This is a genomic window from Desulfoplanes formicivorans (assembly GCF_001748225.1).
Lineage (GTDB): Bacteria > Desulfobacterota > Desulfovibrionia > Desulfovibrionales > Desulfomicrobiaceae > Desulfoplanes > Desulfoplanes formicivorans.
This window is the reverse complement of the sequence record NZ_BDFE01000004.1, coordinates 244,510-269,893: the sequence shown is the minus strand read 5'-3', so window position 1 is coordinate 269,893 and position 25,384 is coordinate 244,510. Positions and strand designations below refer to the sequence as shown.

The window sequence follows — 25,384 nt, the reverse complement described above, 5'->3', positions numbered from 1 at the left end:
TTAATTTCGATAATATATACTAAATTTTGTATATTTTGTAAATAGTATAGGTAGTAATTTTTCGTTATTGTAGAGAGTTTTTGCAGTCAAATCATATAAAAACCATCCCAAAGATTTTGGAGGAGGAAAATGCAAACGTTTTCGCGGTAGATATTTCGTGTTTGTTGATGTTTTGTGTGGAATTCATGTGGCAACCAAAATCTGATCCTGGTCCTGCTACAGACTTGAGGAAACGGTGTTAAGCCATTGCTGAAACATTAAAATATCCCAAAGATAATAGTGCCACCGCCTTTTCCCGGTAACATGCTCTTTCCACATTGTTCTGATGGGCGCAGGATTAAAGAAGCCCTCTTCGCGTAACCGGTGCTCATCCAATAATTCTTCAGCCCAATCCCGCAGGGGGCCCCGCAGCCAATGTTCTATGGGCACGCCGAAGCCCTGCTTGGGTCGCTCCATGAGTTCACGTGGTACGTAACGATAAAGGACCTGGCGGAGCAACCATTTACCCTGTCCATTGCGATACTTAAACTTCGTAGGTACCCGCCAAGCGAATTCCACCAGCCGGTGATCCAGCAGGGGCACCCGCGCTTCCAGACTTACCGCCATACTGGCCCGGTCTACCTTGGTGAGGATATCGTCCGGCAGGTAGGTCATCTGGTCCAGGTACATCATCTGCTCACGTAAACCGGATAGCTTCGGCAAGCGTTCAGGCCAACAAAGAATTGTGTCCGGCTCGGTTGCACCTGGAACGATGTCATCGGGTGTTTTGAAGTGTGAAATCAATCGTCGATAAAAGGATTGACCATCCTGATACGACAGAACATCCGCCAGCTTTGGTAAACGATCCGCGAGATTTGATACTTTAAACCGATTTGGCAATCGATGTTGAATGGCATCCAAAGTATGGCCCGGAGCATGGTTTAACACTGTAGATAACATTTGCCGTAAAGGTCTAGGCAGGTAACGCAGTTTATTCCATATCTGATAGCCCATAGCATAACGGTTATAGCCACAGAAAAGCTCATCACCTCCATCGCCAGAAAGAGCTACGGTAACCTGCTGGCGCGCCAGCTGACTGACCAGAAAGGTGGGAATCTGGGAAGAGTCGGCAAAGGGTTCATCGTAGATAACCGGCAATTTGGGAATCACTGCCATGGTCTCTTCTGGGGTGACATACAGTTCGGTATGGTCGGTTCCCAGATGTTCCGCTACTGCTCGCGCATGCTGTGCCTCGTTGAAGTCAGCGTCGTGGAATCCGATGGAAAATGTTTTGATCGGACGGTCACTTTGGGTCTGCATCAGAGCCGCCACGGTGGTGGAATCATAACCTCCGGACAGAAAGGCCCCCAAGGGCACATCCGCCATCATGCGTTGGCCAATGGCGTCTCGCAGCAGCGAATCCAGCTCGTCAATCATTTGTCGGGCATCACCATCAGCCTTGGATGCGCCCTGTTCCGCAATCTGTCCCAGGTTCCAGTAGCATACTGGTGTGCCTATATTCTTGCCACCTTCTCGTATCGTCACAAAGTGAGCTGGTGGCAGTTTGTAAATGCCCTTATAAATGCTCCACGGAGATGGCACACAATTGTGGCGCAGGTACAGGGCAAGGGCATTTCTATCCACCTCACCCTGACAGTCTGGATGGGCTGTCAACGCCTTGAGTTCGGAACCAAAAAGGAAGACATCACCACTGCGTCCATAATAGAGTGGCTTTTCGCCCATGCGATCACGGGCCAGATACAAGGTGCGATCAACCGCATCCCAGAGCGCAAAGGCAAACATGCCGTTTAGTCGTTCCAGTGCGCCTTGTATCCCCCAGTGCCGCAGGGCCGCGAGTAGTGTTTCCGTGTCCGAATGGCCTTTCCAGGCAAAAGCACCACCTTCCTGCTCCAGTTCCTTGCGCAGATCCTGGTGATTGTAAATTTCGCCGTTATACACCAGCACATACCGCCCACAAGGGGAGCGCATAGGCTGGTGACCTGCTGGAGTCAGGTCAATAATGGACAATCGACGGTGGGCAAGGGCCAAGCCAAGGCTCTTGTCAAACCATACGCCCGAATCATCCGGACCACGGGACACGATACGCTGTGCCATTTGTACGGCAGCATTGGGGGCAATGATTGTGTCTGGAGCCCAGAAACCGGTAATACCACACATTAGTTTTTTGCCTCTTTTACCACAGCGCAAAACCTAGAGGCTTGGGCTTGCAATGAATACCTGTTAACAACTAGCTTACGCCCTTTATTGCCGAAATTTTTGATTTGCGACAGATTTGCCTTAAGTATTGTAGTCAACGCTTCAGCCCAATCATCAACTGAATCCGCCAAAAAACCGTTTTCGCCATCTTTGACAATTTCTCGATTTACTCCCACAGGCGATGCTACTACGGGCAGGCCACAAGCCATATACTGAATCAATTTATACCCACACTTGCCTCGTTCCCAAGGAGAATCAACCAGTGGCATAATGCCAATATCAAACTGTTGCACTGAAGCCACTTCTGAATCCTCCGACCATGGCCAGACATCGACAGGTGTCCCTTCGAAATCTTCATGGTTGGCTCCTACCGCTACAAACCGAACTGAAAATTTCTGTTTGAGGGATGCAAACACCGGCAAAAGGGGCTGTAAGTATCGGCTGGTTTTCGGAGTGCCTATCCACCCTACTGTTAATTCGTTTGGGTTTGATCGTGGCCTTGGCTGATAGCGATCCGTATCAACTACTGTAGGGATGATTTCAACTTTTGGGGCACCGGCTTTTTTTGCCCGGTCGGCTAAATATTGATTGCCAGCAATCACACATTTCGCATGACGCATCACTGTATCGATTTTTTTTCCCAACAGCCGTCTAACCCAATGGTTAGGGTGGCAATCGTAACGGTGAAATAAGGCATCATCGTAATCAACAACGTAAGGAACGCGAGTAAATTTCAGGATGCGTTCTGCGATGGCAGGCATGAAGGGAAAAAGTTCTTTCTCAATGATCACAACATCAAAATATCGAGCCGTGAGCATAGCCAGTATGCGTGTTGTGTATCCTTGAAGTACTTCGTGCAAACAGAAGCATCCATTATACAGCGCCTTAACATATGCATCCGACAGTAACGGCTTTACCCTGACTTCAATACCTTGCGACTCAAAATAGGGTAGGTACTGCAGGAAACGAACGCGTGAGCTAGCACCAAGAGGTCCGTATCGAGAGAGTAGAAGTACTTTCATGGATTGTATCGCCCATCGCCTCGCAAAATATGTCCCATAGAACGCCAAAGCATACGGTACGCCTCAAAAGTGTTCTTAACTCCAACGACATCACCACGCATCAAACACCAGACGGAACGGGTAAACGGTTCGATTGCATTCGTGATGAATATCAACAGCCACGCTTGCCAGACAGGAAAATGCTTAAAAGCGTAAAGCAAACGACTGCGCAATGAATAAAAAAGGCGACGCGCCTTTACCTGTCGTGATGTACCCCCACCGGCATGATAGGCTCGGGATTGAGTTAAGTACCAAATATCCCAGCCAATTTGGGCCACCCGTTTTGATAGATCAACATCCTCCAGATAAACGAAGAAACGTTCATCAAATCCACCAGCGAGTTCAAATGTTTCACGTCGTATAAAATAAAACGCTCCCATAACGTGACCAACACGAGTTGTCGTGCAATGGTCCCAGTCAGCCATATGAACTCCACGGCCCTTCAACCCCGGCAATTTATCGAACCCCAGAGCGGAGGACAACAGGCGCCCTAACGTAGGAAAACGTGCACAAGTCCGACTTACCTTGCCTTGTTCGTCAACAAGTTGGATACCGCAAATACCGACTTTCTTGTTTTCGGGGTTTTCCATAAAGGCCAGAGGTATAGAGAGGGACTCTGGTTCAAGCCGTGTATCCGGGTTCAGAAAAAGTATGTAGGGTGACTGACCAGCCTTCGCGCCAATATTGCAGGCCGCTGCAAAGCCAAGGTTCTGGCCAGTGCGGATGACCTCAACATTGGGTAACTTTTCAACTTCATTGGCTGAATTGTCTGTTGATCCATTATCCACCACGATAATACGGGATACTTCGTTTTTGTTGTTGGCGATAACGGACTCCAGACATTCTTTGAGTTGATAGCCAGCGTTCCAGTTAACAGTGATGATATCGATCAACTTTATTTACCTTGTAAGTGTTTATTGCGGCAACAGGTAGAAAAATGGTCCACAAATAGTCAAATTTACAGAGTGTGATCCTGCTACAGACTTGAGGACATTGTTAAACAGTTAGCTCGTACCTTTTCTGGTTTATCTTTCAAACACCTCAGCCTGGGCAAAACATGTCCCGTTTTGATCCTTTTCCGAAAGCACTGGTTCCTCCCCATCCAAAGGCCAGTCAATGCCGATATCCGGATCATTCCAGATGATGGAACGTTCATACTGAGGCGCGTAGAAATCTGTGCACTTGTATACGAATTCTGCTGTCTCGCTGGTCACATAAAAGCCATGGGCAAATCCTGGAGGAATCCAGAGCATACGTCTGTTTTCTTCGGAAAGAATCACGCCCTCCCACTTGCCGAAGGTAGGGGAATGCTTGCGGATATCAACAGCCACATCAAACACTTCTCCCCGAATAACACGAACCAGCTTTCCCTGGGGATGTCGGATCTGATAATGCAGGCCGCGCAGGATGCCCTTGCGTGATTGGCTGTGATTATCCTGGACAAAATCCCGATCAATGCCCAGCTGGGCAAAGTCCCTGCGATTCCAGGTTTCCATGAAAAAACCCCTGTTGTCTCCAAAGATGCGGGGTTCAAGAATTAGGACATCAGGGATGCCTGTAGGTATACATTTCATGAAGGATTCTCCTGATTGAGGAGTCCAAGCAGGTACTCCCCGTATCCGCTCTTGCGTAGCGGTTCGGCCTGACGCACCAGGTCATCTGCAGTGATAAATCCCTGTCTGAAGGCGATCTCTTCGGGACAGGCAATCTTGAGCCCCTGGCGTTTTTCCAAGGTCTGCACAAAAAGGGCAGCAGCAAGCAGATTGTCATGAGTCCCGGTATCCAGCCATGCGCACCCGCGGCTCAAAAATTCCATGTGAAGCTGCTCCCTTTCCAGATAGCGTCTGTTCACATCCGTAATTTCAAGTTCTCCCCGTGCAGAGGGGGTGATGGACTTGGCAATGTCCACAACCTGATTGTCATAAAAATAGAGCCCGGTTATTGCGAAATTGGACTTGGGCCTGACGGGTTTTTCTTCCAGAGAAATGACATTTCCGGCTGGATCGAATTCCGCAACGCCGTAAGCCGTCGGGTTGGATACATGATATCCGAAGATCGTTGCCCCCTGTTTGCGCTCAGTCGCAGTCTTCAATCCCTTGGGGAGGCTGTGGCCATAAAAGATATTATCGCCCAAGACCAAAGCACAGGGGGAATCGCCAATAAATGATTCCCCGATGAGAAACGCCTGGGCCAGACCATCCGGGGATGGCTGTTCGACATAGGATAACGAAAGCCCCCATTGTGAGCCGTCACCCAGAAGACGTCTGTACAAGGGCAGATCTGACGGGGTTGAAATGACAAGAATATCCCTGATCCCTGCCAGCATTAACGTGCTCAGTGGGTAATAAATCATGGGCTTGTCATAAATGGGCATCAGCTGTTTGCTGATCCCTTGAGTAAGGGGGTACAAGCGAGTACCTGAACCACCGGCGAGGATGATGCCTACACGAGATTTTAGAAGCATAGGGATTGAATCCTGCGAAATAAATTGATCACTTACTGTTTTAAGAAGGGTAGGGATTGAAACAGCGGGGAATCATTTACTTATTGTGTATAATTTTTTTAATCCAATTTTGCCAACGAAACAGTTTCAGCCTTTTAGAATATGCTGATGGTGCAAAAATCAGTTCGAAGGGGCAGGCCGCCCATTGCATAATTCAGGATGTACTCAGGGAAACAGAAGGTAAGCTTGCTGATACTCGCAATGGTGATCCTCATACAATCGGACACGCAAGTCCTTAACCGGCCACTACCGATTCGTTATAAATCTCCGGAATCCAGGATGGCAGTTGAAAAACGTTACAACACACTTAGAATCAAAAAGGATCAGTGGGTATCGGATTCCTCTATTGCACCAAATGGATTAACCTTTCCGCGAGCATTTCCCGGTCATACCGATTAATAACCTTCTTATTCACTTTCAATTTCGGTTTGAGTTCTGATACCAACAACTCCAAAATAGATTTTTCAATCAAATCGCAATTTTTACCGAATAGTTTTCCTGCCCCTGCCTCTTTAATGAGGTGTCCGGAGGAGCTTTTTTCAGTAACTCCCACCCCCCAAATTTCAGTTCCTGATGCAAGATATTCAAAAAGTTTTCCTGTTAAAATTCCATCTACCCCCGGAGCTTCAAACTCTAAAAAAAGCAATACGTGGGCATCTCGCTGCATTCGCAGTGCATCTTCACGAGGTAAAAAACCGCCATATTTCACATGTTCGTGAATACCATATTTGAAAGCGAGTTCTTCAATATTTTTACAACTCCCTCCGACAAACAGTATTTCAAGTTTTTTTAGCAGAAAATTATAATTTTTTCTTGTTTTCAAACCATTAATAGCCTTAAATAGAGGACTTGGATCTCGTTTGCCGGGATAAATACTTCCTGTATATACAATTCTTATTTTATCATCATTCCAGTAAGGCTCTGGAGATATATTTTCAATATCTTCGTTGTCAAAACCATTTTCAATAGTTTCTACACGAGCATCAGGATATTTGTTTTGTAAAATGGAACTAAGAGGCTTACTAACAGTTACCACAATGTTCGCTTCTGAAATATATTTCTTTTCTAATTTTTTTTCATAAATTTGAAACGGAAAAATACCTTTAAACATGTGGCTATCTAACCATAAATCACGGTAATCAAGCACTAGTTTTTTTACGATCCCCATGGATTTTAGTTTATATCCAATATCGAACGTTGCATACGGTGCAAATGTAGAAACAGCGACATCAAATGTTTTGTTTGAATATTTAATTTTTTCTACAGCATCATTTACCCAAAAATGAAATATATTAGGAATTCTACAGTCCCATAAAAAACAACCTGTTTTATAGCTTATCCTTTTTAATTTATTTTTTAAAAATGTTAAACTGCGATAACTTATATTCTTTTTGTTTTCACCTATTACTTTGCCACTACTTCTTAAATTATTAATAAATTTAAAGTTAGAACGAATAATGTCAAATCCATTATTTTCTAGATTTAAATTACTACAGCTATTGTTTTTTTTTGTCGTTAGAACTGTCACATCATGCCCTGCTCTCGACCAGTACTTTGCCCAGGAATATGGACGCAATGATGCAATAGAATTCATTGGAGGAAAATAATGAGTAATGATTAGTATTTTCATAGCTATTCTCTTAACAGAACAAAGAGGAGACAATTTGCTCCCCTCCATTTCCCTTACCATAAAGATGATAAACACGTAACGAAATATCTTCAGCCATACATTCTTCCATAATCATATGTTTGTCAGCACCAACAAGCTTATTCCACCCCGCATCAACCGTCTCCACCCACTCTGTTTCATCCCGCAATGTCACACAAGGAACTTTGTGGAAATACGCTTCCTTTTGGACTCCTCCAGAATCGGTCATGATGGCTTTCGCATTTTTTTCAAGCATAACCATGTCCAAAAAGGAAATCGGTTGAGTAGCCTTCACATGTGGATTGGCAAATTCCAAGGGAGTCGAGAATTCAATATTATCAGTCAAACAGTCTTTTTCAACGGCAAGGCCAATCTTTAGAAGAGCCTTTTTTGTTCTTGGATGAAGCGGGAGAATGATCGGGCAATCTTCAGTCGCGATCTCGCAAAATGCGTCAAAAATATTTTTCAGACGCTCAAAGTTATCCGTATTTTCCGCTCTGTGAACCGTTGCCAAATAATAAGATTTGGGCAAAAGAGATAACTGACAAAGAATTTTCGACTGTTTTTCTGCAATTTCTCCAAACACTAATGCCGCATCATACATTACGTCGCCCACATGATGCACATTGTCTGTAATTCCTTCGTTGGCGAGATTTTTGACAGCAGTGGTGGTAGGACAAAAAAGAAGTGATGAAACATGGTCTGTCAGGATGCGGTTGATTTCTTCCGGCATTTTTTTGTTAAAAGATCGAAGTCCCGCTTCCACATGGGCAACCGGAACATGGAGCTTGGAGGCGGCTAGAGCTCCGGCCAGAGTGGAATTAGTATCCCCGTAGACCAGAACCCAGTCCGGTTCTTCATCAAGAATCACTTTCTCGATACCGCCAAGCATTTTGCCTGTAGTATCTCCATGCGTTCCCGAGCCGACTTGCAGATTGCAGGCAGGTTTGGGGATGCCCATTTGGTCGAAGAAAATTCGGCTCATGTTGTCGTCATAGTGCTGGCCGGTATGAAGGATGACTTCAGTGATAACGTTACGATTATCGGAATCCAATTGTTCATTATGGGCGATAATCGCCCGACTGACCATGGCCGCCTTGATGAACTGGGGCCGGGCACCAACAATGGTAAGAATTTTCATAATTCAGCTGACCTATATGTGCTTGCAGGTATTGATTATATTTTTTGGCCTTCGGTATTTTAAGGTGGACGCATAACACCGGCCATTTTGGAGTCATTTATAATTCGAAACTATTTCAAATCAATTTTTGAATAGAAAAATTCATGCTTCAATCAATTCTTTATACAAACCTATCTCTTCATCATCCACAAACCTTGTATTGTGCCAGAGCACAACATACTCACCATTAAATATCATGCATCGCTCCTTGAGCACCTGCATGTACTTTTCCGCTGCTTCCGTGGCTCCAAGATTCATGTACCGTTCGTCAATAACCGTGCATTCCATCATGATCAGGGGCCGTTCCATCAGATCGAGCAACTGCCGCTTCTCCACATCGAAAACCGGAAACGGATAACATACCCCACAACGAAAACCCGCCATATCGGCAAAGCTCAGGGTGGAGTCATACGGCATTTCAGACTCAGCCCAATATCGCCAGGTTTCCGGAGTTTTGAAGCGCAGATAGTGTTCTCGCCCGCCCACCAAGGGGATGTCACCAGCGGCTCTGCGCAAGGTGCTCATCTCCTCCTTCCAGATTCTCTTATCTAACCCAGCTGCATAGCTCGGATGGAAGCCGACATGATGTCCGCGATCATGAATTGATTGAATAATGTCTTGTAATGCCGGATGATCAAGAGGATAGGGCGAATCAAATCTCGTCTTTCCTCCCGCCATAAAATAAAACGAAGAAGCCAGACCTGCCCGCTCGGAAATGTCCATGATTAGGTCAAAATTATCGTATGGATCTTTTTTACTGGTAACGATGTTCCATACATTTTCACAAAAAAGACGAGGACTTTTTCGTTTGACCAAGTCGCCAGCCAAGGTCTTAGCGATTTTCCACGGGGGGACAAATCGATATCGATACGGAACGTCTACATCGTGAGTAGGGATTACGGCGAATTTTTTCGTTTTTCGTTTTTCGTTTTTCGTGATTTTTTTCAGATAAAACCAAAGTATTTCAAGATACTCATTAACAATCGGCCTATCGAGAAATCCTTCTTGAAATGCCAGGCTGGCTGTTGCTGGAAAACGACCATGTTCATCCCTATCTGTTTTTACCACTTCTTCGTAGCGGGTGAGCATGAAGAAGGCAGAACCAAGAATATCGATGGGGAGAATGTAGTGTTTTTCGGGTTTGGGGTTTAAAAAGGGGAACTTGGATGGAAATTCCAAATCACCATAAATGATCGGGATTTTAGGGCTGACAAGAGGGCAATGGATTCCCGCAGCGCTGGTGTCCCAGATCTGGAGGGGCTGGGATGGAAGGGAATCCGGTGTAAGCCATTTGTTTTGAGGTACCTGGAAAAGATGGTCAGGAAGGATGAGTGCGTATCCATTGCTTTCCTGAATTGTCCAAAAATGTTGGTCTGAAAATGTGATGCGATATTCCAGCCCAAGAAATTCTTTGAAGAGTACGTGGCAAATGTACTCGCGCTCGGGTTGGCAGGTTGGGGATGAAAAAATTGTTATCATGAGTGGTTATTAAAGCCAATTTATGATATTGTGAGTTGAGGTAGGGAAAATTTACCAAAAAGGGGATCAAAATCTAATAGCTCTCTAGGGTCAATTCCTAATTGTCTCATCGGTGCGGCAAGCCGTTGCTGTTCAGAAATAGCATTACCATTCTGATCAGTAGCAACACATCCCCCATCCCATGGTAATGTTTTTATTGACCCTAGGGCACAAGGTTGTCCACGCAAATGCGGTGCATCTAGGATACCTTTTTTGATCGATTCTGATATAACTTTAGGATCGGATAAGGGGTCTTCGCTGCCAATTTTATAGCCAAATAACCTTATGGCATTTAATAATATTTGGGATTGCTTAAATAATGATATCGCTTTGTTTTTAATGTTTTTATCTGCAAATATATTAGGTAAGCCATAAGATATATTTTTAATGACGCCACGAGTAATTTTACAACTTTCGATAACCTCTTCGGCGTTTGCTGCGTGATCGCCTTCGGTGAATCCAACGACATGAAGGATGTGGGGGTTGAATGCCATCATCATTGATGTGGCCGCGCCAATTTGTCCTTTAGCCACATCCAAGTCTATTGAAAAATGAGCTAATCCCGCACGCAGCTGTCGATATGTCCTGAAAGAATCGTCCTCAAGTGATTGAACAAGCATTGTTTTAACCGCCATCTTGGCGATATCATGCGGCATGGATGTAAAGCTTGGGTTGTTGAACATATATTGTGCGATATATTGCTTCACACCACTTTTTTTGGCTATATAAGCTGCGATATAAGCCATTACAATCGCAATGACATCTGGAGCATCTCGAAGGGACCAATGATGGGCTTCATTGATTTCAACTGGTTTACCAACGGATGCGTACCATTTTATGACATCAATATTTTCAGTGATGGCTGTCTCAAGTGGCCTTTTTGAGCGTCCGTCAAGTTCACTATACCAACAAAGTGGAATAGTCCCCCACGCGTTGTCAATGGTTTCGCAACTTAATTGCGCCCACGATAAAAGATCCTGAGTTCCTGAGTATATTTTTAAATATGGGTAATTTCCATATTTTCGAGCAAGGTTGAGTTCAAGCAGTTCACTTTTATTTCGGACAGGAAAACCTCCAGCACCGTTTAGGGAAGAATTTTGTTCTTCAGGTCGGAAAAAAAATTCTTGTGCATTTTGGTCTGGAGCCAATGAAATTATATCGAGCGCCTCGGATTCGGCAATTCTCGTCACGCCATCAATGGTGTCTTGCATGCGTGGTAAACCGAAATGATGACGGAGCAAGGGCATCTGCATCCCTTGATTATTTATCATTGGGAGAGAATCAAGTGCCAGTTGTACTGCCGGGCGTCGTTTTGTAGCAAGAGAGTTAACCGCAGGGAAATCTCCTCCCTTAAGCCAAGAAAAAACAGATTCAAGGCGATCAATACTTTCCTCTCCAATAAAAAAATAATCAAAAAAATCTAGCTGTTTCGCTAGCGCAACTGTCTTTGGAGTGCCGCCAAAAATCTTTTTAATAGGCAAAGTATAATTTTGTAAAAGACGAATAAGTCGTAACAGTATTTTTTGACCATTTTCCGGAGTCAATCGATATCCGACACATAATATATCCGGTTTTTGGGTAAAAACTTCATTCGCCAGACGATCGGGAGAAACAGCAGCCCCTAGTAAAATAGTATCAAATCCGCGAGTATCAGCAAGTCTAAAAAAGTTCGCAACTCCTGCAACATGTACGCAATTACCAATGCTGCATCCCATTATTTTTTTATTCATAATGATATGCTTAACGTCTAGTTAAAAGTGAGTTTTTTATAAACAAAAAATCATCTGTAAATAAAATACATATAGTGACAATATAGCATAGAGTAAAAAATAAAGAAGATATAAATAATGATAAGATTAGATTATTTGACAGCAAAGAGATCTTTATCGTGAGAAAATAAATAACAATATTTATGGTTATCGGGAGTGCAATTGTTGAAAAAAAAAGTGAAAATTTAAAGTTGAATATACGAGTTAAGATGTACTGATTAAATAATCGTCCGATAATTCCAAAGGCTACCATTCCGTATGAAATACCTAGTATTCCGGAAAAACTTCCAATAAAAACACACAACGGAAGCATTATGATTCTAAACGCATTAACAAGGATCATCGTTTGGGGTTTTCCTGATGCATATATGACTGAACCAAAGATGCCTCCTCCCAGTCCCTGTATGGCACCAAATATACAAAATATTTGGATCAACGGGACTATATTGCACCAAGCTTGTCCCAGTAAAAGGTATATTAAGGGATGAGCGATTGCTGCCAGAAGTGCCATGGCGGGTAAAACAAGTAAAGCGGATATGCGTAGTCCTTTCCAATAACCTTTTTCAATTCGACTGGGGCTATCTTGCCATTGGGAATATATTGGCAGCATCACCTGATCAATTACCCCTGTGAAAATAGAAGGAAGGATCATTACAATTTTTTGGGCCAGATAATAGCCGCCTAATGTCCCGGGATCAATGAGTTTGCCTATGATGAATTTATCAAATTGGCCAGATGCATTGCCTAATACTCGGCTAAGAGATACCCAGATGCCAAAGCTAAAAAGTTCTTTTAAGCTGGACCAATCACCGAGGCTCTTAGGGACATAGCGGGTCAGAGCGAATCCAAGAAAAAGAAGACACCCGGCCGAGGCAAGTTGTCCCCATACAATACTGCTTGGCCCAATATTGAAACACGCTAGAGAAACCGTAACTACTGATGATATGATTACGCCTATGAATTCAATAACAGAAATGGCTTTATACCGTAAGTCCCTAAGGAGAAGGCTTCTGTATAGAGAAAATATACCCAAAAAAACATAGCTAAAAGCCGCGATGTGAATTAAATCTTTAAGAACTTTATTGTTGAAATAATTTGATATAGTATTAGCTGATATCCAGAGAATGATAATAAAAGTTAACGTTACAACAAGTGTAGCTGTAAAGGCACTGTCTTTTATTTTCAGAGTAATGGTTTTTCTTTGAACAAGCGCTACAGAGGTGCCAAGTTCTGCAAATATTTTCAAAATGCTAATTATGGATACAACAATAGCAACAGATCCAAAATCACTAGGAGTTAAAAGGCGTGCTAGAATCAAATTAACACCGAAGGCAATTATGTTTTTCCCCAGCCCTCCGGTTAGCATGAAAAGAGCACCAAAAAAAATTTTATGTTGGTATGAATTGTTATTTAAGGTCATTGAGAGCCCGCTTGGAAATTCCTATGCGGTCAAGGGTTCGGCCATTTTTCCTGAAATCAAAATTCATCAACGAACAAGCAAAATTGATGAGGTGGGTAATTAGTGAAACGTTGACTCCCAGGGCTATTCCTAGATCCTCAAAAGGTACTAGCCCACACGGAATATCTTCGAATAGATAACGGTGATGAAGATTTTGAGGAGCATCAATTGTCTTGTAGAAGTTATTATTTTGGATACATTGAAAAAGATTATCTCCCTTAACTTGATAGCTTCTTTGCATCCATGTTGCTACATCCTCCAATTCAACTCCTATATTGCGACCTATCCCGACACGAATCTCGTCAATTTTTTCGATATAATTAGCGATCGTTATTGTTATTCCATCGTAATAATATTTAAATATTGTTTTTTTATTTTCTATCCATCCTGTATTGAGTAAGACTGGCGCGCAATGCAAAACGGGCCCTACATTTCCAAGGGATGTTTTTAATAAAGAATCTATCGGGATAAAGTGTTGTCTTAAGCAAAAGGGCAGGCTCTGAATAATTTCTTCTGATTGATCTCGGCATTTAGACGCAATCCATACGGGCTGCTTGAATGCTAAGATGTTAACAGAATCTTCATTTGTTTTTCTACATGTATATATAATTGTTTGAGATTCCGCTATAGGAATATTTTTTTTGTTTAGATTTTTTTTAAAAATATATTCAAATTCTAAAGCTCCAAAAGTTCTTCCAGGATTTAATAAAATTTTGTGGTCGGATTGAATAAATGGAGATAGCTGTTGAGCCAGTTGTCTGTGAGAATTCGCTGGAGTTGTTATGAGGATCAGTTCGACTCCTTCCAATGCTCGACATAAATTATCCGTTACGAGTTTGATTTTAGCTTTACCTGATATTACCCCTGAACAATGTATCGTTTTTGTCCTAGATAGCTGAGAGATATTTTTTTCTGTTCGGTTCCAAAGATGAACCGGATGACCTTCTAACGCTAAATGCGCAGCCATCGCCAATCCTGAATTTCCTGCTCCAATCACTGCTATCGGTTTCATATTTTAATCAATTTTTTAATTGCATGAAGTGCAAAATGGCCTAACCATAAAAACCCTACCCATGGATCTTTTATACAAAATGGTTCGAAAATATATTTAGTTGCAACCAAGCTTTTAAAGAATGAAAATATGTTCAATTTGTTATGTTTTATCATTTTTAGAGATGAAACAATGTCACCTAGAGGTTCCCACCAAAGGAGTCTTCCTCGTTGGCGATAAATTTTAAGCTCATTAGGATATGAATCAAGAGCTACCAAATACATTGCATATGGCAAATTTAACCCCGCTAAAAGGGCATGTGAATTAGAAAGGGTGATACGGCCATTTATTTCCATTAGTTTTAACTGCCCGTCGCGAGGGTCGATTTTAAATTCAGGGTTAAAATAACCAAAATATTTCATCCCTTTTATTAACATTACACTTTGTTGCAAAAGTTCATTCGAATAGTAATCTTCCATTAAAGTGCACGAAAGGAATTCTCTAGCTATTCTTACCTTTCTATTCATGAAAATTTCGACCGAATCTCCTTTGCGGTCGCTCACTCCTATTAAGTTTACCAAAGAACTCTCGTCTCCAGGGATATACTCGGAAATTAATAATTCGTTATAAAAACCAGAATATTTATGATATGCTCTCAAAATATCATCGGAAGAGTGCGCGATAACCCCTTTCAAATGATATTCTTTTAAAAGCTTGCTGGATTTTTCTGATTTTAAAATTACAGGCAATATCTTTTCAATATCACTGATGTTTTTTAGTAATTCATTTTTAGACCGAATATAAAATGTTTTAGGGTAACCAATGCCGAGCTCTTCACATTTTTTGTATGTTAATATTTTACGCCTAACTTGTGAAACTATATTCCAGTCTGAAAAGGTAAATTTTAGTCCTTCAGGGAATTTGTCGATATTTTGAGATAGTATATCTAGATACTCGTCCGTTCCGGCAACCATCGCAACAGCATGTCCTCCGATTTCATGCAAAAAATTTGATACCTTACTGATAAAAAGAGGGTCGTCTGGGTCTAGTACTAACGTTTTTTTTACAAATCTTGATTTCGTTGCGATGCCTTTTCCTGTAGGACAAACAATATATATAGTAACTTTTTTAGTAATGAACCCTTTTATAGCACCATATGCGGCAATATGGCTTCCAAAAATGATTACTGGAATGTTGTGTTTTGTTTTCATGAATTTTTATGGTTTTTTAAAAATATACAGTGTGTTACCTTCTTTTTTTCTAGGGTCATGACCAAGTCCATTGCCGGACAGTAATAAAAAGATATGACTTATAAATCTAAAAAGAGGTGACCGATTGGCATTTATGCATCGTTCTTTGTGATTTTTTCCTTTATAAAAAAATTTAAAAATCAAAGGAACGATTTTTTTTTTTTTTTTTCAAAAAAACGATGAGCAGGGAAACAAATGAAGTAATAATCATAAAGATAAAAATTATTTTGTATAGCGAACTCAATATATTCATCAAATTTTCTTCTACACCAAGTAGTACCAGATCGGTTTTTCGGACCCGTCTGTTCAAATAAAATAAATTTTCCTTTTGAAGGTAAAGAATTGTAAATATTTTTAAGTATTTTTTTATTTGTTCGTCGCTTAGAATATGTGCAAATACAGCAATAGAATAAACTGCATCAAATTTTTGTTGATTCGTGGATACATTGTTTGATACTATAAAATTAGCGAAAGGACATTTTTTTTGAGCTATATTGATCATTCCTTGTGAAATATCAATTCCATATAGAGTATAACGTTTGCTTGCTGAGTTTAAAAAAGAAATATAAAAGCCATCACCACAACCAAAATCACACACATGTACACAATTTGTTAAATTTTTTAAAAATTTTTTTAGTACTATGTTTCTTCTTTTGTAGTAAAAAGGAATTGGCGTTGTAGTATAAAAAGTTTCGTTTTTGTAATTATGTAAGCGTCCAGCAAACCCCTTCTTCCCCCATCTAAATTGGTGTGCGATAAAGATTCTTCCAACATAATCAGGAGGAATCACGCATGAGCCAATCCCGCCGATGTAACATCCCCAAAAAACGAAAAGAGAAAGTCAGCTTTTGGTCAGCCGCTGTTGAGGCCTGGGAAAAAAGCGGTCTTACCCAGCAGGAGTTCTGCCGAAATCAAGGTTTGGGGATCTCAACGTTCAGATACTGGAAAAAAGAGCTGTCTGCGTCTGGCCATATCAAGATTCAGCCGCAAGAACTGATCCCCGTTGCAATCTCTGTCGCAGGTCCATCCTCCGAGCAGGCAAAGTCATCAGCGTTGATTTCTCTGAACGCACGTGGCCGATACCGTATAGATATCCATGAAGGTTTTCATTCTGAAACCCTGGAACAGGTTCTTGAGGTTTTGGAGCGGGTACCATGATCCCACTCGGAGCCGACACGAAAGTCTATCTCGCTCCCGGAAGCACAGATATGAGAAAAGCCATTAACGGCCTGTCCATAATGGTTCAGGGTGTTCTTGAGCTTGATCCGTTCTCCGGACATCTCTTTGTATTTTGCAATAGATCAACGACAATCATTAAAATTCTATACTGGGACAGGAATGGGTTTTGTCTATGGCAAAAACGTTTGGAAAAGCATCGATTCAAGTGGCCAAAAAACAAATCGCAAATAGAATCTATAAACAGAAAAGAACTTCTGTGGCTACTTGATGGGATTGATCCTTTTACAGTACATGCACATTCCGATCTAAACTACAAAAATATAACATAATCTATCAAACTACTTGCAATTTGTATGTATATTTATTAGTAAATTCGTCGTTATGAACATCGACGAACTTCCAGATGACCCTAAAGAGCTGAAGAAAATCCTTTTAGATTTTCAACAGCACATTTCTTTTCTAGAAAAGAAGATGTTAATATTTCAAAAAAGTTTATTTGGAAGTTCTTCTGAAAAAATTAAAAAATTTGAAAAAGATCAGTGTACTCTTCCTTTCTTGAAAAATACTGTTGCTTCTGAAGACAATAGTCAGGAAGAGGAAGTAACAGTGCAAGTACATAAACGGCGTAGAAAGAAAGGCCGCAGGAAGCTGTCACCTGATATTCCCAGAATCGAACAGATAATCGACATCCCCGAAGAACAAAAAATTTGCGAGTGTGGCGCACAACTGACACGTATCGGGGAAGATGTCTCTGAAAAACTCGACTATGTCCCCGCCATTATCCGCATCATACGCATTATCCGTCCCAAATATGCCTGCCGGAAGTGCGAGGGCGTGGAAGACTCCTCGGGCGCTGTAAAGATCGCTCGTCCCCCTGAGCAGTTGATCCCCAAAGACGTCGCAACTTCAGGACTCATGGCACACATCATCATCTCCAAGTTCGCCGACGGCCTGCCTTTCTACAGGCAGCACCTTCAGTTCCTACGCCTGGGTGCTGAAATACCTCGATCTACGATGGCCGCATGGGCTATCTCCGTGGCCGAGCAGTGCAAGCCTCTTGTTGATCTTCTCATCCAGGACATCCGCTCCGGTCCTCTTATCAATATGGATGAAACGCCGCTGCAAGTACTCAAAGAACCAGGTAAGAAAAACACGACCAAATCCTACATGTGGATCTTCAGAGGAGGAGATCTGCAGAGGCCTTCTGTTGTCTTTCAATATGACCCTTCAAGGTCCAAGGAGGTTCCGACTCGATTCGTCGGTCCCGACTACCGCGGATATATCCAGACAGACGGCTATACAGGCTACGACGAGCTCGGAAGCCGAGAAGGTATCGTGCATCTGGGCTGTCTCGTGCATGCCCGTCGGAAATTCTTTGAGGTCATCAAACCCCTGAAAAAGAAAAAAGGAGCAAAAATCAAGGCAAGCACGGCTCAAACCGTCCTGAATCATATCCGGGATCTTTACCGGCTCGAAAATCTTGCCAAAGAACAAGGAATGTCTCCTGAACAGATTCGTGAGCTTCGCCAGGAAAAGGCCGTCCCCATTCTGAATAAGATCAAAATATTGCTGGATGAAAGAATTTCAACGACTCCGCCCAAAAGTCTTCTCTACGAGGCAATCTCTTATGCCCTCGGACAGTGGGATCGATTGATCCGCTATACCGAGGACGGAATTCTGCGTCCCGATAACAACCTGACTGAAAATGCTATCAGGCCATTGGCCGTAGGAAGAAAGAACTGGCTGTTCGCAGGATCTCCCAATGGTGCCCGTGCCAGCGCAATTTATTTTTCCCTGATCGAGACCGCCAAAGCCAATGGGCTTGAACCATATGCGTATATCAGGCACCTGTTTGAAATGCTGCCGGCGGCGCACACCAAAGAGGATTTGCAAAAGCTCCTCCCCAAAAACTTCACCCGGGAAACCCTGCCTGCGTACGCTTGAGAACACTCACCAAGCCCCTATCACAAAGCCTGTTCCGTATAGTTCGGAGCAGGTTTTTTTCATATCTACCCTATAGACGCCTGGTATGGGTAGATGGGGTTGCTTGGACGCTTACGTAATTATAGCTCGATGAAGATCGGGTGTCCCAATATTCCGTTTCGTTATATTTATTTGCGGCATCTAAATTCTTACTTTTGTTTTTTTTCATATAGTTAACCTGTCGAAAATTTTTAAAGAGCCGCGGGGTCTGCCCCCCAACAGTAGCTAAATCTTTTGCTCAACTAAAAACGCCTTAACCTTTTCTATCACCTGCTCAGCCATTGCATCATTCAGTTCCGGATACACCGGCAATGCAACGGTTTCTTGCGCGGCCTGCTCGCTCTGCGGAAGATCACCTTCTCCATATCCAAGATACGAAAAACACTCCTGCATATGCAGCGAAACCGGATAATAGACTTCATTGCCGATGCCATTGTCCTTCAAAAAGGCGCGTAATCCATCCCTGTTCTGAACCCGGATGACGTACTGATTGTAGATATGTCGGTCCTGAACGGCAGAAGGCAGAACAACTTGGGGACGGTCATAAGATGCCCAATCAACATCCGCTGTAAATGCTATCTCAAGACCGGATGCCGCAAAGAGCCGGTTGTATCTTGCAGCGTTATGCTGGCGTTTGGCTGTCCAGGCGTCCAGGTGGTTGAGCTTGACCCGCAGCACCGCAGCCTGCAGAGCGTCCAGCCGAAAGTTGCCGCCGATCCATTTGTGAAAATATTTGGGTCTGGAACCGTGGGAGCGGAAAATCTGCAGCTTCTCTGCCTTGTCTTTGTCCTGGCATGTGACCATACCGCCATCACCGGCACCGCCAAGGTTTTTGGAAGGAAAAAAGGAAAAACATCCGTAGTCTCCAAGGGAGCCGGCGCGGTGTCCTTTGTACTCGGCGCCAATGGCCTGGGCGGCATCTTCAATCAAATGGATTGGTTTTTTGTTTTTGGTTTCTCGTTGCAGGTTTACTGATTTGACGAGATCAAGGATGGGAGTCATGTCGGCCATCTGGCCGTAGAGGTGGACCGGGATGATGGCGCGTGTGCGGTCGGTGATGGCGGCGGGGATCTTTTCCGGATCAATATTGTAGGTGACCGGATCGATGTCCACAAATACCGGCGTGGCCCCCACGCGGGCAATGGCTCCGGCAGTGGCAAAGAAGGTGTAAGGGGTGGTGATAACCTCATCCCCTGCGCCGATGCCTTCCACCATGAGGGCGATAAGCAGGGCATCGGACCCGGAAGATACCCCGCATGCATGAGCACATTGGGAATAGGCAGCGACTGCCTTTTCCAGTTCGGCTACCTTGGGGCCATTGATGAAGTATTGGGAAGCAAACACATCGGCGACAGCAGCGTCGATTTCGTCCTTTATCGTGGCATATTGTGCCTTGAGATCCAGTAAGGGGATATTCATGGGGATCGGTTTTAAGTTTTAAGAGTTAGGTTTTAAGACAACTGCTTCTGGGTCCACGGAACACACGGAAAAGGGTTTTTTTTGAATTCCGTGTCTTTCCGTGCGTTCCGTGGGCTATCATTATTCTAGTATCCTGCATTTACCGTTTTCAAGCTGATACCTGTCACCTGTATGCGGGCAGGTGGTCTCGGCGTTTCCTTCCAAAGGAAGATCTAGCCTTTCTCCATACCGGCTCATCCAGCCGATCTGTCTTGCCGGGACGCCGACCATGAGAGCGAAATCCGGGACATGTTTGTTGATCACGGCCCCGGCTCCTATAAAGGCATATTTTCCAATGGTTACTCCGCACACAATGGTTGCATTGGCCCCAAGGGTAGCTCCCTTGCGTACCAATGTATTGCGATATTCGGATTTTCTGGAAATGGCAGACCGGGGATTGTACACATTGGTGAATACCATGGACGGTCCGCAGAAGACGTCATCTTCAAGCAAGACATTGTCATAAACCGAGACATTGTTCTGGATCTTGACATTATTCCCAATGGTCACCTTGTTGCCCACAAACACGTTTTGTCCCAGGGAACACCCCTTGCCGATGACAGCCCCGGAACAGACATGGGCAAAATGCCATATACGGGAACCTTCGCCAATGGTTGCGCCTTCATCTACTATCGCTGATTTGTGTACTGTGTAATTTTTCATGATATTTTTGGGCCCACGGAACACACGGAACACGCGGAATTAAAAAAAAGCCTTTTTCCGGGTGTTACGTTGGCAAAATTCTTTAAAGGATCATCCGCTTATACTCTACCTTGGGATAGTGCCCGAAATTGACGAGCAAACCTACTTCCAGATTTGTCGCATGGAGATAATTCAGCAACTGGGCTTTATGTTCGCTTGCAAGTTCCGACACCGCCTTTATCTCTACAATGACTTCGTCATAAACAACAAAATCGGGTATGTACTTCTGTTGCAGGAGCAGACCATCATATTTCAACTCCAAGACAGGTTGAGAAATAAACGGAATATCCCGCTTTCGAAACTCAATTTCAAGGCACTCCTGATACACAGCCTCCAGAAATCCACATCCCATGGTCGTGTACACCTGAAAACAGGCTCCAAGGATGTTATATGTTTCTTTTTCAAGAGTAAGCATATTTTGGGGCCCACGGAACACACGGAACACGCGGAATAAAAAAAGCCTTTTTCCGGGTGTTACGTTGGCAAAATTCTTTAAAGGATCATCCGCTTATACTCTACCTTGGGATAGTGCCCGAAATTGACGAGCAAACCTACTTCCAGATTTGTCGCATGGAGATAATTCAGCAACTGGGCTTTATGTTCGCTTGCAAGTTCTGACACCGCCTTTATCTCTACAATGACTTCGTCATAAACAACAAAATCGGGTATGTACTTCTGTTGCAGGAGAACTCCATCATATCTCAATTCCAAGGCAGGTTGAGAAATAAACGGAATAGCTCGTTTTCGGAACTCGATCTCAAGACACTCCTGATACACAGCCTCCAGAAATCCGCACCCCATGGTGGTGTACACCTGAAAACAGGCTCCAAGGATGTTATACGTTTCCTGTTCAAGAGTAAGCATATTTTGGGGGTCCACGGAACACGCGGAATTAAAAAAAGCCTTTTTCCGTGTCTTTCCGTGTGTTCCGTGGGCAAATGCCTTTAATATTCTAGTGGTAAAGAAACAGTCTTCCCGTCCCTAGCTGACAGATAGGCGGCAATGAGCACTTCCACACTCTTCAGTCCTTCCCTTCCGTCGGTTTCCGGCTCGGCTTCGCCTCTCAAGACATCAATGACATTCTTATAGTACAAGGGGTGTCCGAAACCGTAGACAGAGGTGGTCTGATAGTTGGCTTCCTTGACCTGGGCGTCATAGTCCTTTTTTTCTTCAAACTCCCAGGTCTGGATGTCGTTCACGGCAACGCCGCCAATGCGCACCGTGCCTTTTTCTCCCAGAATGGTAATCGAACCTTCATAATTCTTGGGGTAGGTGAGCATGGTTACAGACATGGATCCCAAGGCGCCGTTTCTCCAGCGTACATTCATGACACCGGTGTCTTCCACTTCAATATCCCGGGCCAGGGTACCGGTCATGGCCTGGATATCGGCAATGGGGCCGATGAGCCATTCCAGAAGATCAACATAATGGGAAGCTTGGTTCATGAATGCGCCTCCATCCAGTTCCCAGGTCCCGCGCCAGGCACCCTGGTCATAATAGGCCTGAGGACGCGTCCAGAACACGTTGAGGTGAACCATATAAATGCGGCCGAACCGTTTTTCTTCCACAGCACGTTTGAGAAGCTGCAAAGTGGCATTGCGTCGGTTCTGTTTGACCACGAAAAGCCTTCTTCGCGCGTGGTCGCAGGCATGGACCATGTTGAGCGCATCCCGCCAGCGGGTTGCCATGGGCTTTTCCGTCATCACATGTTTACCCGCTTTGGCGCACTGGATAACCTGCTCTGAATGAAATCCCGAGGGCGTGCAGATAGAAATCAGGTCCGCATCAGATTCCTTGAGCATGTCGTCCAGATTGGCATATCCCTGCACACCGAGCCTGTTTTCATGCGCAGCCAGGACCTCCCGATTGGTATCGCAAATGCCGACGAGTTCCATGTTATCCTGGTGTTTTTCAATGGAACCGAAATGATTTTTTGAGATCCGACCACAACCGACTACAGCAATTTTGATTTTACGATCCTTGATGGTTGGGAACATGATGTATCCTTGGAGCTTGAATTGTGTAGATTGTGTGATGCGTGGCATCGACCTGGGTGTTCAGAAGAAACATGGGTAGTTCAGGATCTGAACGGCTAGCCCTGAAATAAAGAAGTGTCAAGAATGAGTGCGCAGTACACAGTACGCAGGGCGCAGAAAAAACCTTCACGGTTCGGGTGTTGAGCGTGTTTTTTGGGGCAGCCATTCCTTTGCGTTCTTATCGTGAAAATAGAAAAACCGTGAAGAGGGGCAAAAAGTAACTACCTGGAAGTACAGGTATTTCCCTTCGCGTTCCTTCGTGCCCTTCGTGGTTCCATTTCTTTTTTTACCGCGAAGGGCGCCAAGGGCGCGAAGAGGGACAAAGACTTCCCAAGAACCACATGAATTCTCTTCTCTGCGTCCTGAGTACTTTATGCCCTGCGTACTTTTTCCCCTGTCTGCTCGCTGGCTGGCTGATTACAGTCGCCAAGTGCACATGTTGTGCTCATCAGCCTCTTCCCGGTCGAGCATTCCCTTGATATCGCCGATGATTATTTTGTCCGGGTTCTTGAACATGCCTGCAAGCTGGTCCATGTCCATATGCTTGTACGCATCATGGGCCACGGCAATGATGAGGCCGTCCAATTCTTTGAGTTCCTCCAGTGAGTTCAGATCAATGCCGTAATATTTTCTGGCTTCTTTTTTGTCGGCATAGGCATCGTGTACCAGAACCTCGCACCCGAATTCTTCCAATTCGGCAATGATATCCGTGACCCGGGTATTACGCAGATCCGGGCAGTTCTCCTTGAAGGTCAGGCCCAGCATCCCGATTCTGGACCCCTTGATGGCACAGCTTCTGCGGATCATCTTTTTGATCATGGTCCGGGCCACGTATGAGCCCATGGAATCGTTGATCCGCCTTCCCGAGAGGATGACCTGGGGATGCTAGCCCAGTTCTTCGGCCTTGAAGGTCAGGTAATAGGGGTCCACGCCTATGCAGTGTCCGCCCACTAGACCGGGCCGGAAGGGGAGAAAATTCCACTTGGTGCCTGCGGCTTCCAGGACCTCCAGGGTATCAATGCTCATCAAGGCAAAAATTTGGGAAAGTTCGTTCATAAGGGCGATGTTCAGGTCCCGCTGGGTGTTCTCGATAACCTTGGCCGCCTCAGCCACCTTGATGGAGGATGCTCTGTGAGTACCTGCCCGGACCACGGAGGAGTAGAGCTGGTCCAGCAGCTCGGTGATCCCGGAATTCTGGCTGGCAACCACCTTGGTGATGGTCTGCAGGGTGTGCACCTTGTCACCGGGGTTGATGCGTTCGGGCGAGTAGCCCAGAAAAAAATCTTTGCCGCAGACCAGGCCGGATTCCTTTTCCAGGATGGGGCCGCATACCTCTTCAGTTACCCCGGGATAGACCGTGGATTCGTAGATCACAACGCAATCTTTGGAAAGATGTTTGCCCACCAGGGTGGAGGCTCCCACAACCGGGGAAAGATCAGGCCGGCGATTTTTATCAATGGGCGTGGGCACGGCAACAATGATGATTTTGGCACGCTTCAGGGCTTCAGGGTCCGAGGTGAACTCCATGGAAACCTTTTGCAAGCGGACATTGTCCACTTCCAACGTATGATCGACACCAGCCTTGAGCTGGGCAATACGGTCTGCATTGATGTCAAAACCGATGACATCCAAATGTTCGGCAAAGGCAACGGCCAGGGGCAGGCCCACATAGCCCAGGCCAACAATGGCAAGGGATGTTTTTTTGTTTTTCAGATCTGAATAGGTGATCATGATTGATGATGGGGGGTTCAGGTTATCAGAGCATCTGAAGTGTGCAGGATGCATGGAAAACATGGATGGTTCAGAATCTGAACGGCTAGTCCTGGAAGAAAAAACTGTCAAGGGATTTTGGAATTGTCATACAACCAGTGCATGCACTGGTTGTAGACAGTGCGCAGTACGCAGGGCACAGTGAAAAACAAGGATGTTGGGAGGATATTTTTGGTAGGAAGCATGGGATAAATTGCCCATGAAGACAGGCGGTTGGAGTGGTTTCCTTAGCGTTCCTTTTCGTCCTTCGTGGTTACATTTCTTTTTTTACCGCAAAGAGCGCGAAGGGCGCGAAGAAAGGCAGAGACTTCCCAAAGCCCATGAGGTTTTTTTTCTGCGCCCTGCGCACTGAGTACTGCGCCCTTTAGTTGTTACTTGAACTGCAAAATAGTAGAGGTAACGTTTTTTTACCTGTAGTGTTACCTCCACTTGTTTTGGAAAAATTTTGGGACCATTTTTGTCCATAAAAAAGTCCCAAATTGATCCCAATTTGGTACCAATTTGGGATCAAAATAATCCATGAATCACCATTGCTAAGAGGGGCAAAAACAACTTTTTGGAAGTACGTGTATTTCCCTTGGCGTTCCTTGCCGCCCTTCGTGGTTCGATCCTTTTTTTACCGCGAAGGGCGCGAAGGGCGCGAAGAAAGGCAAGAACTTTTCAAGAACGCACAGAATTTTT

At 44.4% G+C, this 25,384-nt stretch carries 21 protein-coding genes and 1 pseudogene; 3 read left to right on the top strand and 19 right to left on the bottom strand.

What is annotated here, in order from left to right; translation table 11 throughout:
* Positions 1-216 precede the first annotated feature (216 nt).
* From asnB to DPF_RS13635, 13 genes are all read right to left on the bottom strand, one after another.
* Complete coding sequence (gene asnB, locus DPF_RS01635; RefSeq protein ID WP_069857112.1) at positions 217-2,157, bottom strand: asparagine synthase (glutamine-hydrolyzing); 1,941 nt, start codon at positions 2,155-2,157, stop codon at positions 217-219.
* Positions 2,157-3,218 carry a glycosyltransferase family 4 protein gene (locus DPF_RS01630; RefSeq protein ID WP_083254393.1) on the bottom strand — a complete coding sequence of 354 codons (1,062 nt, stop codon included), beginning with the start codon at positions 3,216-3,218 and terminating at the stop codon, positions 2,157-2,159. Before DPF_RS01630 ends, asnB begins: the two co-directional genes overlap by 1 nt.
* Positions 3,215-4,150 (bottom strand): glycosyltransferase family 2 protein, encoded by a 936-nt coding sequence (locus DPF_RS01625; RefSeq protein WP_069857110.1) that lies wholly within the window; start codon positions 4,148-4,150, stop codon positions 3,215-3,217. The genes DPF_RS01630 and DPF_RS01625 overlap by 4 nt, the downstream gene beginning before the upstream one ends.
* Positions 4,151-4,282: 132 nt before the next feature.
* Positions 4,283-4,831: a dTDP-4-dehydrorhamnose 3,5-epimerase gene (gene rfbC, locus DPF_RS01620; RefSeq protein ID WP_069857109.1), complete on the bottom strand. Its 549-nt coding sequence runs from the start codon at positions 4,829-4,831 to the stop codon at positions 4,283-4,285.
* On the bottom strand, positions 4,828-5,721 hold the full coding sequence (gene rfbA / locus DPF_RS01615; protein ID WP_069857108.1) for a glucose-1-phosphate thymidylyltransferase RfbA: 894 nt from the start codon (positions 5,719-5,721) through the stop codon (positions 4,828-4,830). The genes rfbC and rfbA overlap by 4 nt, the downstream gene beginning before the upstream one ends.
* A gap of 382 nt (positions 5,722-6,103) precedes the next feature.
* Positions 6,104-7,390: a glycosyltransferase family protein gene (locus DPF_RS13855; protein WP_069857107.1), complete on the bottom strand. Its 1,287-nt coding sequence runs from the start codon at positions 7,388-7,390 to the stop codon at positions 6,104-6,106.
* A gap of 10 nt (positions 7,391-7,400) precedes the next feature.
* Positions 7,401-8,549, bottom strand: coding sequence for a non-hydrolyzing UDP-N-acetylglucosamine 2-epimerase (gene wecB / locus DPF_RS01605; protein ID WP_069857106.1), 1,149 nt, complete (start codon positions 8,547-8,549; stop codon positions 7,401-7,403).
* A 141-nt stretch (positions 8,550-8,690) separates the two neighbouring features.
* Complete coding sequence (locus DPF_RS01600) at positions 8,691-10,067, bottom strand: polysaccharide deacetylase family protein (RefSeq protein ID WP_069857105.1); 1,377 nt, start codon at positions 10,065-10,067, stop codon at positions 8,691-8,693.
* 20 nt (positions 10,068-10,087) lie between these two features.
* Positions 10,088-11,836, bottom strand: a complete 1,749-nt coding sequence (locus DPF_RS01595; protein ID WP_069857104.1) for a hypothetical protein — start codon at positions 11,834-11,836, stop codon at positions 10,088-10,090.
* 10 nt (positions 11,837-11,846) lie between these two features.
* A complete protein-coding gene (locus DPF_RS01590) occupies positions 11,847-13,295 on the bottom strand; it encodes a lipopolysaccharide biosynthesis protein (protein WP_069857103.1) in 1,449 nt (482 codons plus the stop codon).
* Positions 13,282-14,346: an NAD/NADP-dependent octopine/nopaline dehydrogenase family protein gene (locus DPF_RS01585; RefSeq protein WP_069857102.1), complete on the bottom strand. Its 1,065-nt coding sequence runs from the start codon at positions 14,344-14,346 to the stop codon at positions 13,282-13,284. Before DPF_RS01585 ends, DPF_RS01590 begins: the two co-directional genes overlap by 14 nt.
* Entirely contained in the window at positions 14,343-15,536 is a 1,194-nt protein-coding gene (locus tag DPF_RS01580; RefSeq protein ID WP_069857101.1) for a carboxylate--amine ligase, read from the bottom strand. The genes DPF_RS01585 and DPF_RS01580 overlap by 4 nt, the downstream gene beginning before the upstream one ends.
* Before the next feature lie 172 nt (positions 15,537-15,708).
* The gene (locus DPF_RS13635; RefSeq protein ID WP_176724135.1) at positions 15,709-16,365 is read right to left on the bottom strand and encodes a class I SAM-dependent methyltransferase; all 657 of its coding nucleotides are present in this window, start codon (positions 16,363-16,365) and stop codon (positions 15,709-15,711) included.
* 2 nt (positions 16,366-16,367) lie between these two features.
* Here DPF_RS13635 and tnpA point away from each other — a divergent pair, with 2 nt between their 5' ends.
* The 3 genes from tnpA to tnpC are packed head-to-tail and all read left to right on the top strand — an operon-like array spanning position 16,368 to position 18,698.
* Entirely contained in the window at positions 16,368-16,733 is a 366-nt protein-coding gene (tnpA, locus tag DPF_RS01570; RefSeq protein WP_069857099.1) for an IS66 family insertion sequence element accessory protein TnpA, read from the top strand.
* Entirely contained in the window at positions 16,730-17,083 is a 354-nt protein-coding gene (tnpB, locus tag DPF_RS14415) for an IS66 family insertion sequence element accessory protein TnpB (RefSeq protein ID WP_069857098.1), read from the top strand. Before tnpA ends, tnpB begins: the two co-directional genes overlap by 4 nt.
* Positions 17,084-17,135: 52 nt before the next feature.
* Positions 17,136-18,698, top strand: coding sequence for an IS66 family transposase (gene tnpC, locus DPF_RS01560; protein ID WP_069857137.1), 1,563 nt, complete (start codon positions 17,136-17,138; stop codon positions 18,696-18,698).
* Positions 18,699-18,962: 264 nt separating this feature from the next.
* On the opposite strand, the gene DPF_RS01555 is transcribed toward tnpC, so the two are convergent.
* From DPF_RS01555 to DPF_RS01530, 6 genes and pseudogenes are all read right to left on the bottom strand, one after another.
* The gene (locus tag DPF_RS01555; protein WP_069857097.1) at positions 18,963-20,156 is read right to left on the bottom strand and encodes a DegT/DnrJ/EryC1/StrS family aminotransferase; all 1,194 of its coding nucleotides are present in this window, start codon (positions 20,154-20,156) and stop codon (positions 18,963-18,965) included.
* A gap of 120 nt (positions 20,157-20,276) precedes the next feature.
* The gene (locus DPF_RS01550; RefSeq protein ID WP_069857136.1) at positions 20,277-20,858 is read right to left on the bottom strand and encodes an N-acetyltransferase; all 582 of its coding nucleotides are present in this window, start codon (positions 20,856-20,858) and stop codon (positions 20,277-20,279) included.
* Positions 20,859-20,940: 82 nt separating this feature from the next.
* Positions 20,941-21,312: a GxxExxY protein gene (locus tag DPF_RS01545; protein WP_069857135.1), complete on the bottom strand. Its 372-nt coding sequence runs from the start codon at positions 21,310-21,312 to the stop codon at positions 20,941-20,943.
* Positions 21,313-21,389: 77 nt separating this feature from the next.
* Positions 21,390-21,761, bottom strand: coding sequence for a GxxExxY protein (locus tag DPF_RS01540; protein ID WP_069857096.1), 372 nt, complete (start codon positions 21,759-21,761; stop codon positions 21,390-21,392).
* An 80-nt stretch (positions 21,762-21,841) separates the two neighbouring features.
* The gene (locus tag DPF_RS01535; protein WP_069857095.1) at positions 21,842-22,894 is read right to left on the bottom strand and encodes a Gfo/Idh/MocA family protein; all 1,053 of its coding nucleotides are present in this window, start codon (positions 22,892-22,894) and stop codon (positions 21,842-21,844) included.
* 456 nt (positions 22,895-23,350) lie between these two features.
* Positions 23,351-24,664: pseudogene (locus DPF_RS01530) on the bottom strand (nucleotide sugar dehydrogenase).
* Between the last annotated feature and the right edge of the window lie 720 nt (positions 24,665-25,384).

Coding starts and splice junctions, on each gene's coding strand:
- asnB (WP_069857112.1), bottom strand. CDS start 2,157: ATGTGTGGTATTACCGGTTTCTGGGCTCCAGACACAATCATTGCCCCC.
- DPF_RS01630 (WP_083254393.1), bottom strand. CDS start 3,218: ATGAAAGTACTTCTACTCTCTCGATACGGACCTCTTGGTGCTAGCTCA.
- rfbC (WP_069857109.1), bottom strand. CDS start 4,831: ATGAAATGTATACCTACAGGCATCCCTGATGTCCTAATTCTTGAACCC.
- rfbA (WP_069857108.1), bottom strand. CDS start 5,721: ATGCTTCTAAAATCTCGTGTAGGCATCATCCTCGCCGGTGGTTCAGGT.
- DPF_RS13855 (WP_069857107.1), bottom strand. CDS start 7,390: ATGAAAATACTAATCATTACTCATTATTTTCCTCCAATGAATTCTATT.
- wecB (WP_069857106.1), bottom strand. CDS start 8,549: ATGAAAATTCTTACCATTGTTGGTGCCCGGCCCCAGTTCATCAAGGCG.
- DPF_RS01600 (WP_069857105.1), bottom strand. CDS start 10,067: ATGATAACAATTTTTTCATCCCCAACCTGCCAACCCGAGCGCGAGTAC.
- DPF_RS01595 (WP_069857104.1), bottom strand. CDS start 11,836: ATGAATAAAAAAATAATGGGATGCAGCATTGGTAATTGCGTACATGTT.
- DPF_RS01590 (WP_069857103.1), bottom strand. CDS start 13,295: ATGACCTTAAATAACAATTCATACCAACATAAAATTTTTTTTGGTGCT.
- DPF_RS01585 (WP_069857102.1), bottom strand. CDS start 14,346: ATGAAACCGATAGCAGTGATTGGAGCAGGAAATTCAGGATTGGCGATG.
- DPF_RS01580 (WP_069857101.1), bottom strand. CDS start 15,536: ATGAAAACAAAACACAACATTCCAGTAATCATTTTTGGAAGCCATATT.
- tnpA (WP_069857099.1), top strand. CDS start 16,368: ATGAGCCAATCCCGCCGATGTAACATCCCCAAAAAACGAAAAGAGAAA.
- tnpB (WP_069857098.1), top strand. CDS start 16,730: ATGATCCCACTCGGAGCCGACACGAAAGTCTATCTCGCTCCCGGAAGC.
- tnpC (WP_069857137.1), top strand. CDS start 17,136: ATGAACATCGACGAACTTCCAGATGACCCTAAAGAGCTGAAGAAAATC.
- DPF_RS01555 (WP_069857097.1), bottom strand. CDS start 20,156: ATGAATATCCCCTTACTGGATCTCAAGGCACAATATGCCACGATAAAG.
- DPF_RS01550 (WP_069857136.1), bottom strand. CDS start 20,858: ATGAAAAATTACACAGTACACAAATCAGCGATAGTAGATGAAGGCGCA.
- DPF_RS01545 (WP_069857135.1), bottom strand. CDS start 21,312: ATGCTTACTCTTGAAAAAGAAACATATAACATCCTTGGAGCCTGTTTT.
- DPF_RS01540 (WP_069857096.1), bottom strand. CDS start 21,761: ATGCTTACTCTTGAACAGGAAACGTATAACATCCTTGGAGCCTGTTTT.
- DPF_RS01535 (WP_069857095.1), bottom strand. CDS start 22,894: ATGTTCCCAACCATCAAGGATCGTAAAATCAAAATTGCTGTAGTCGGT.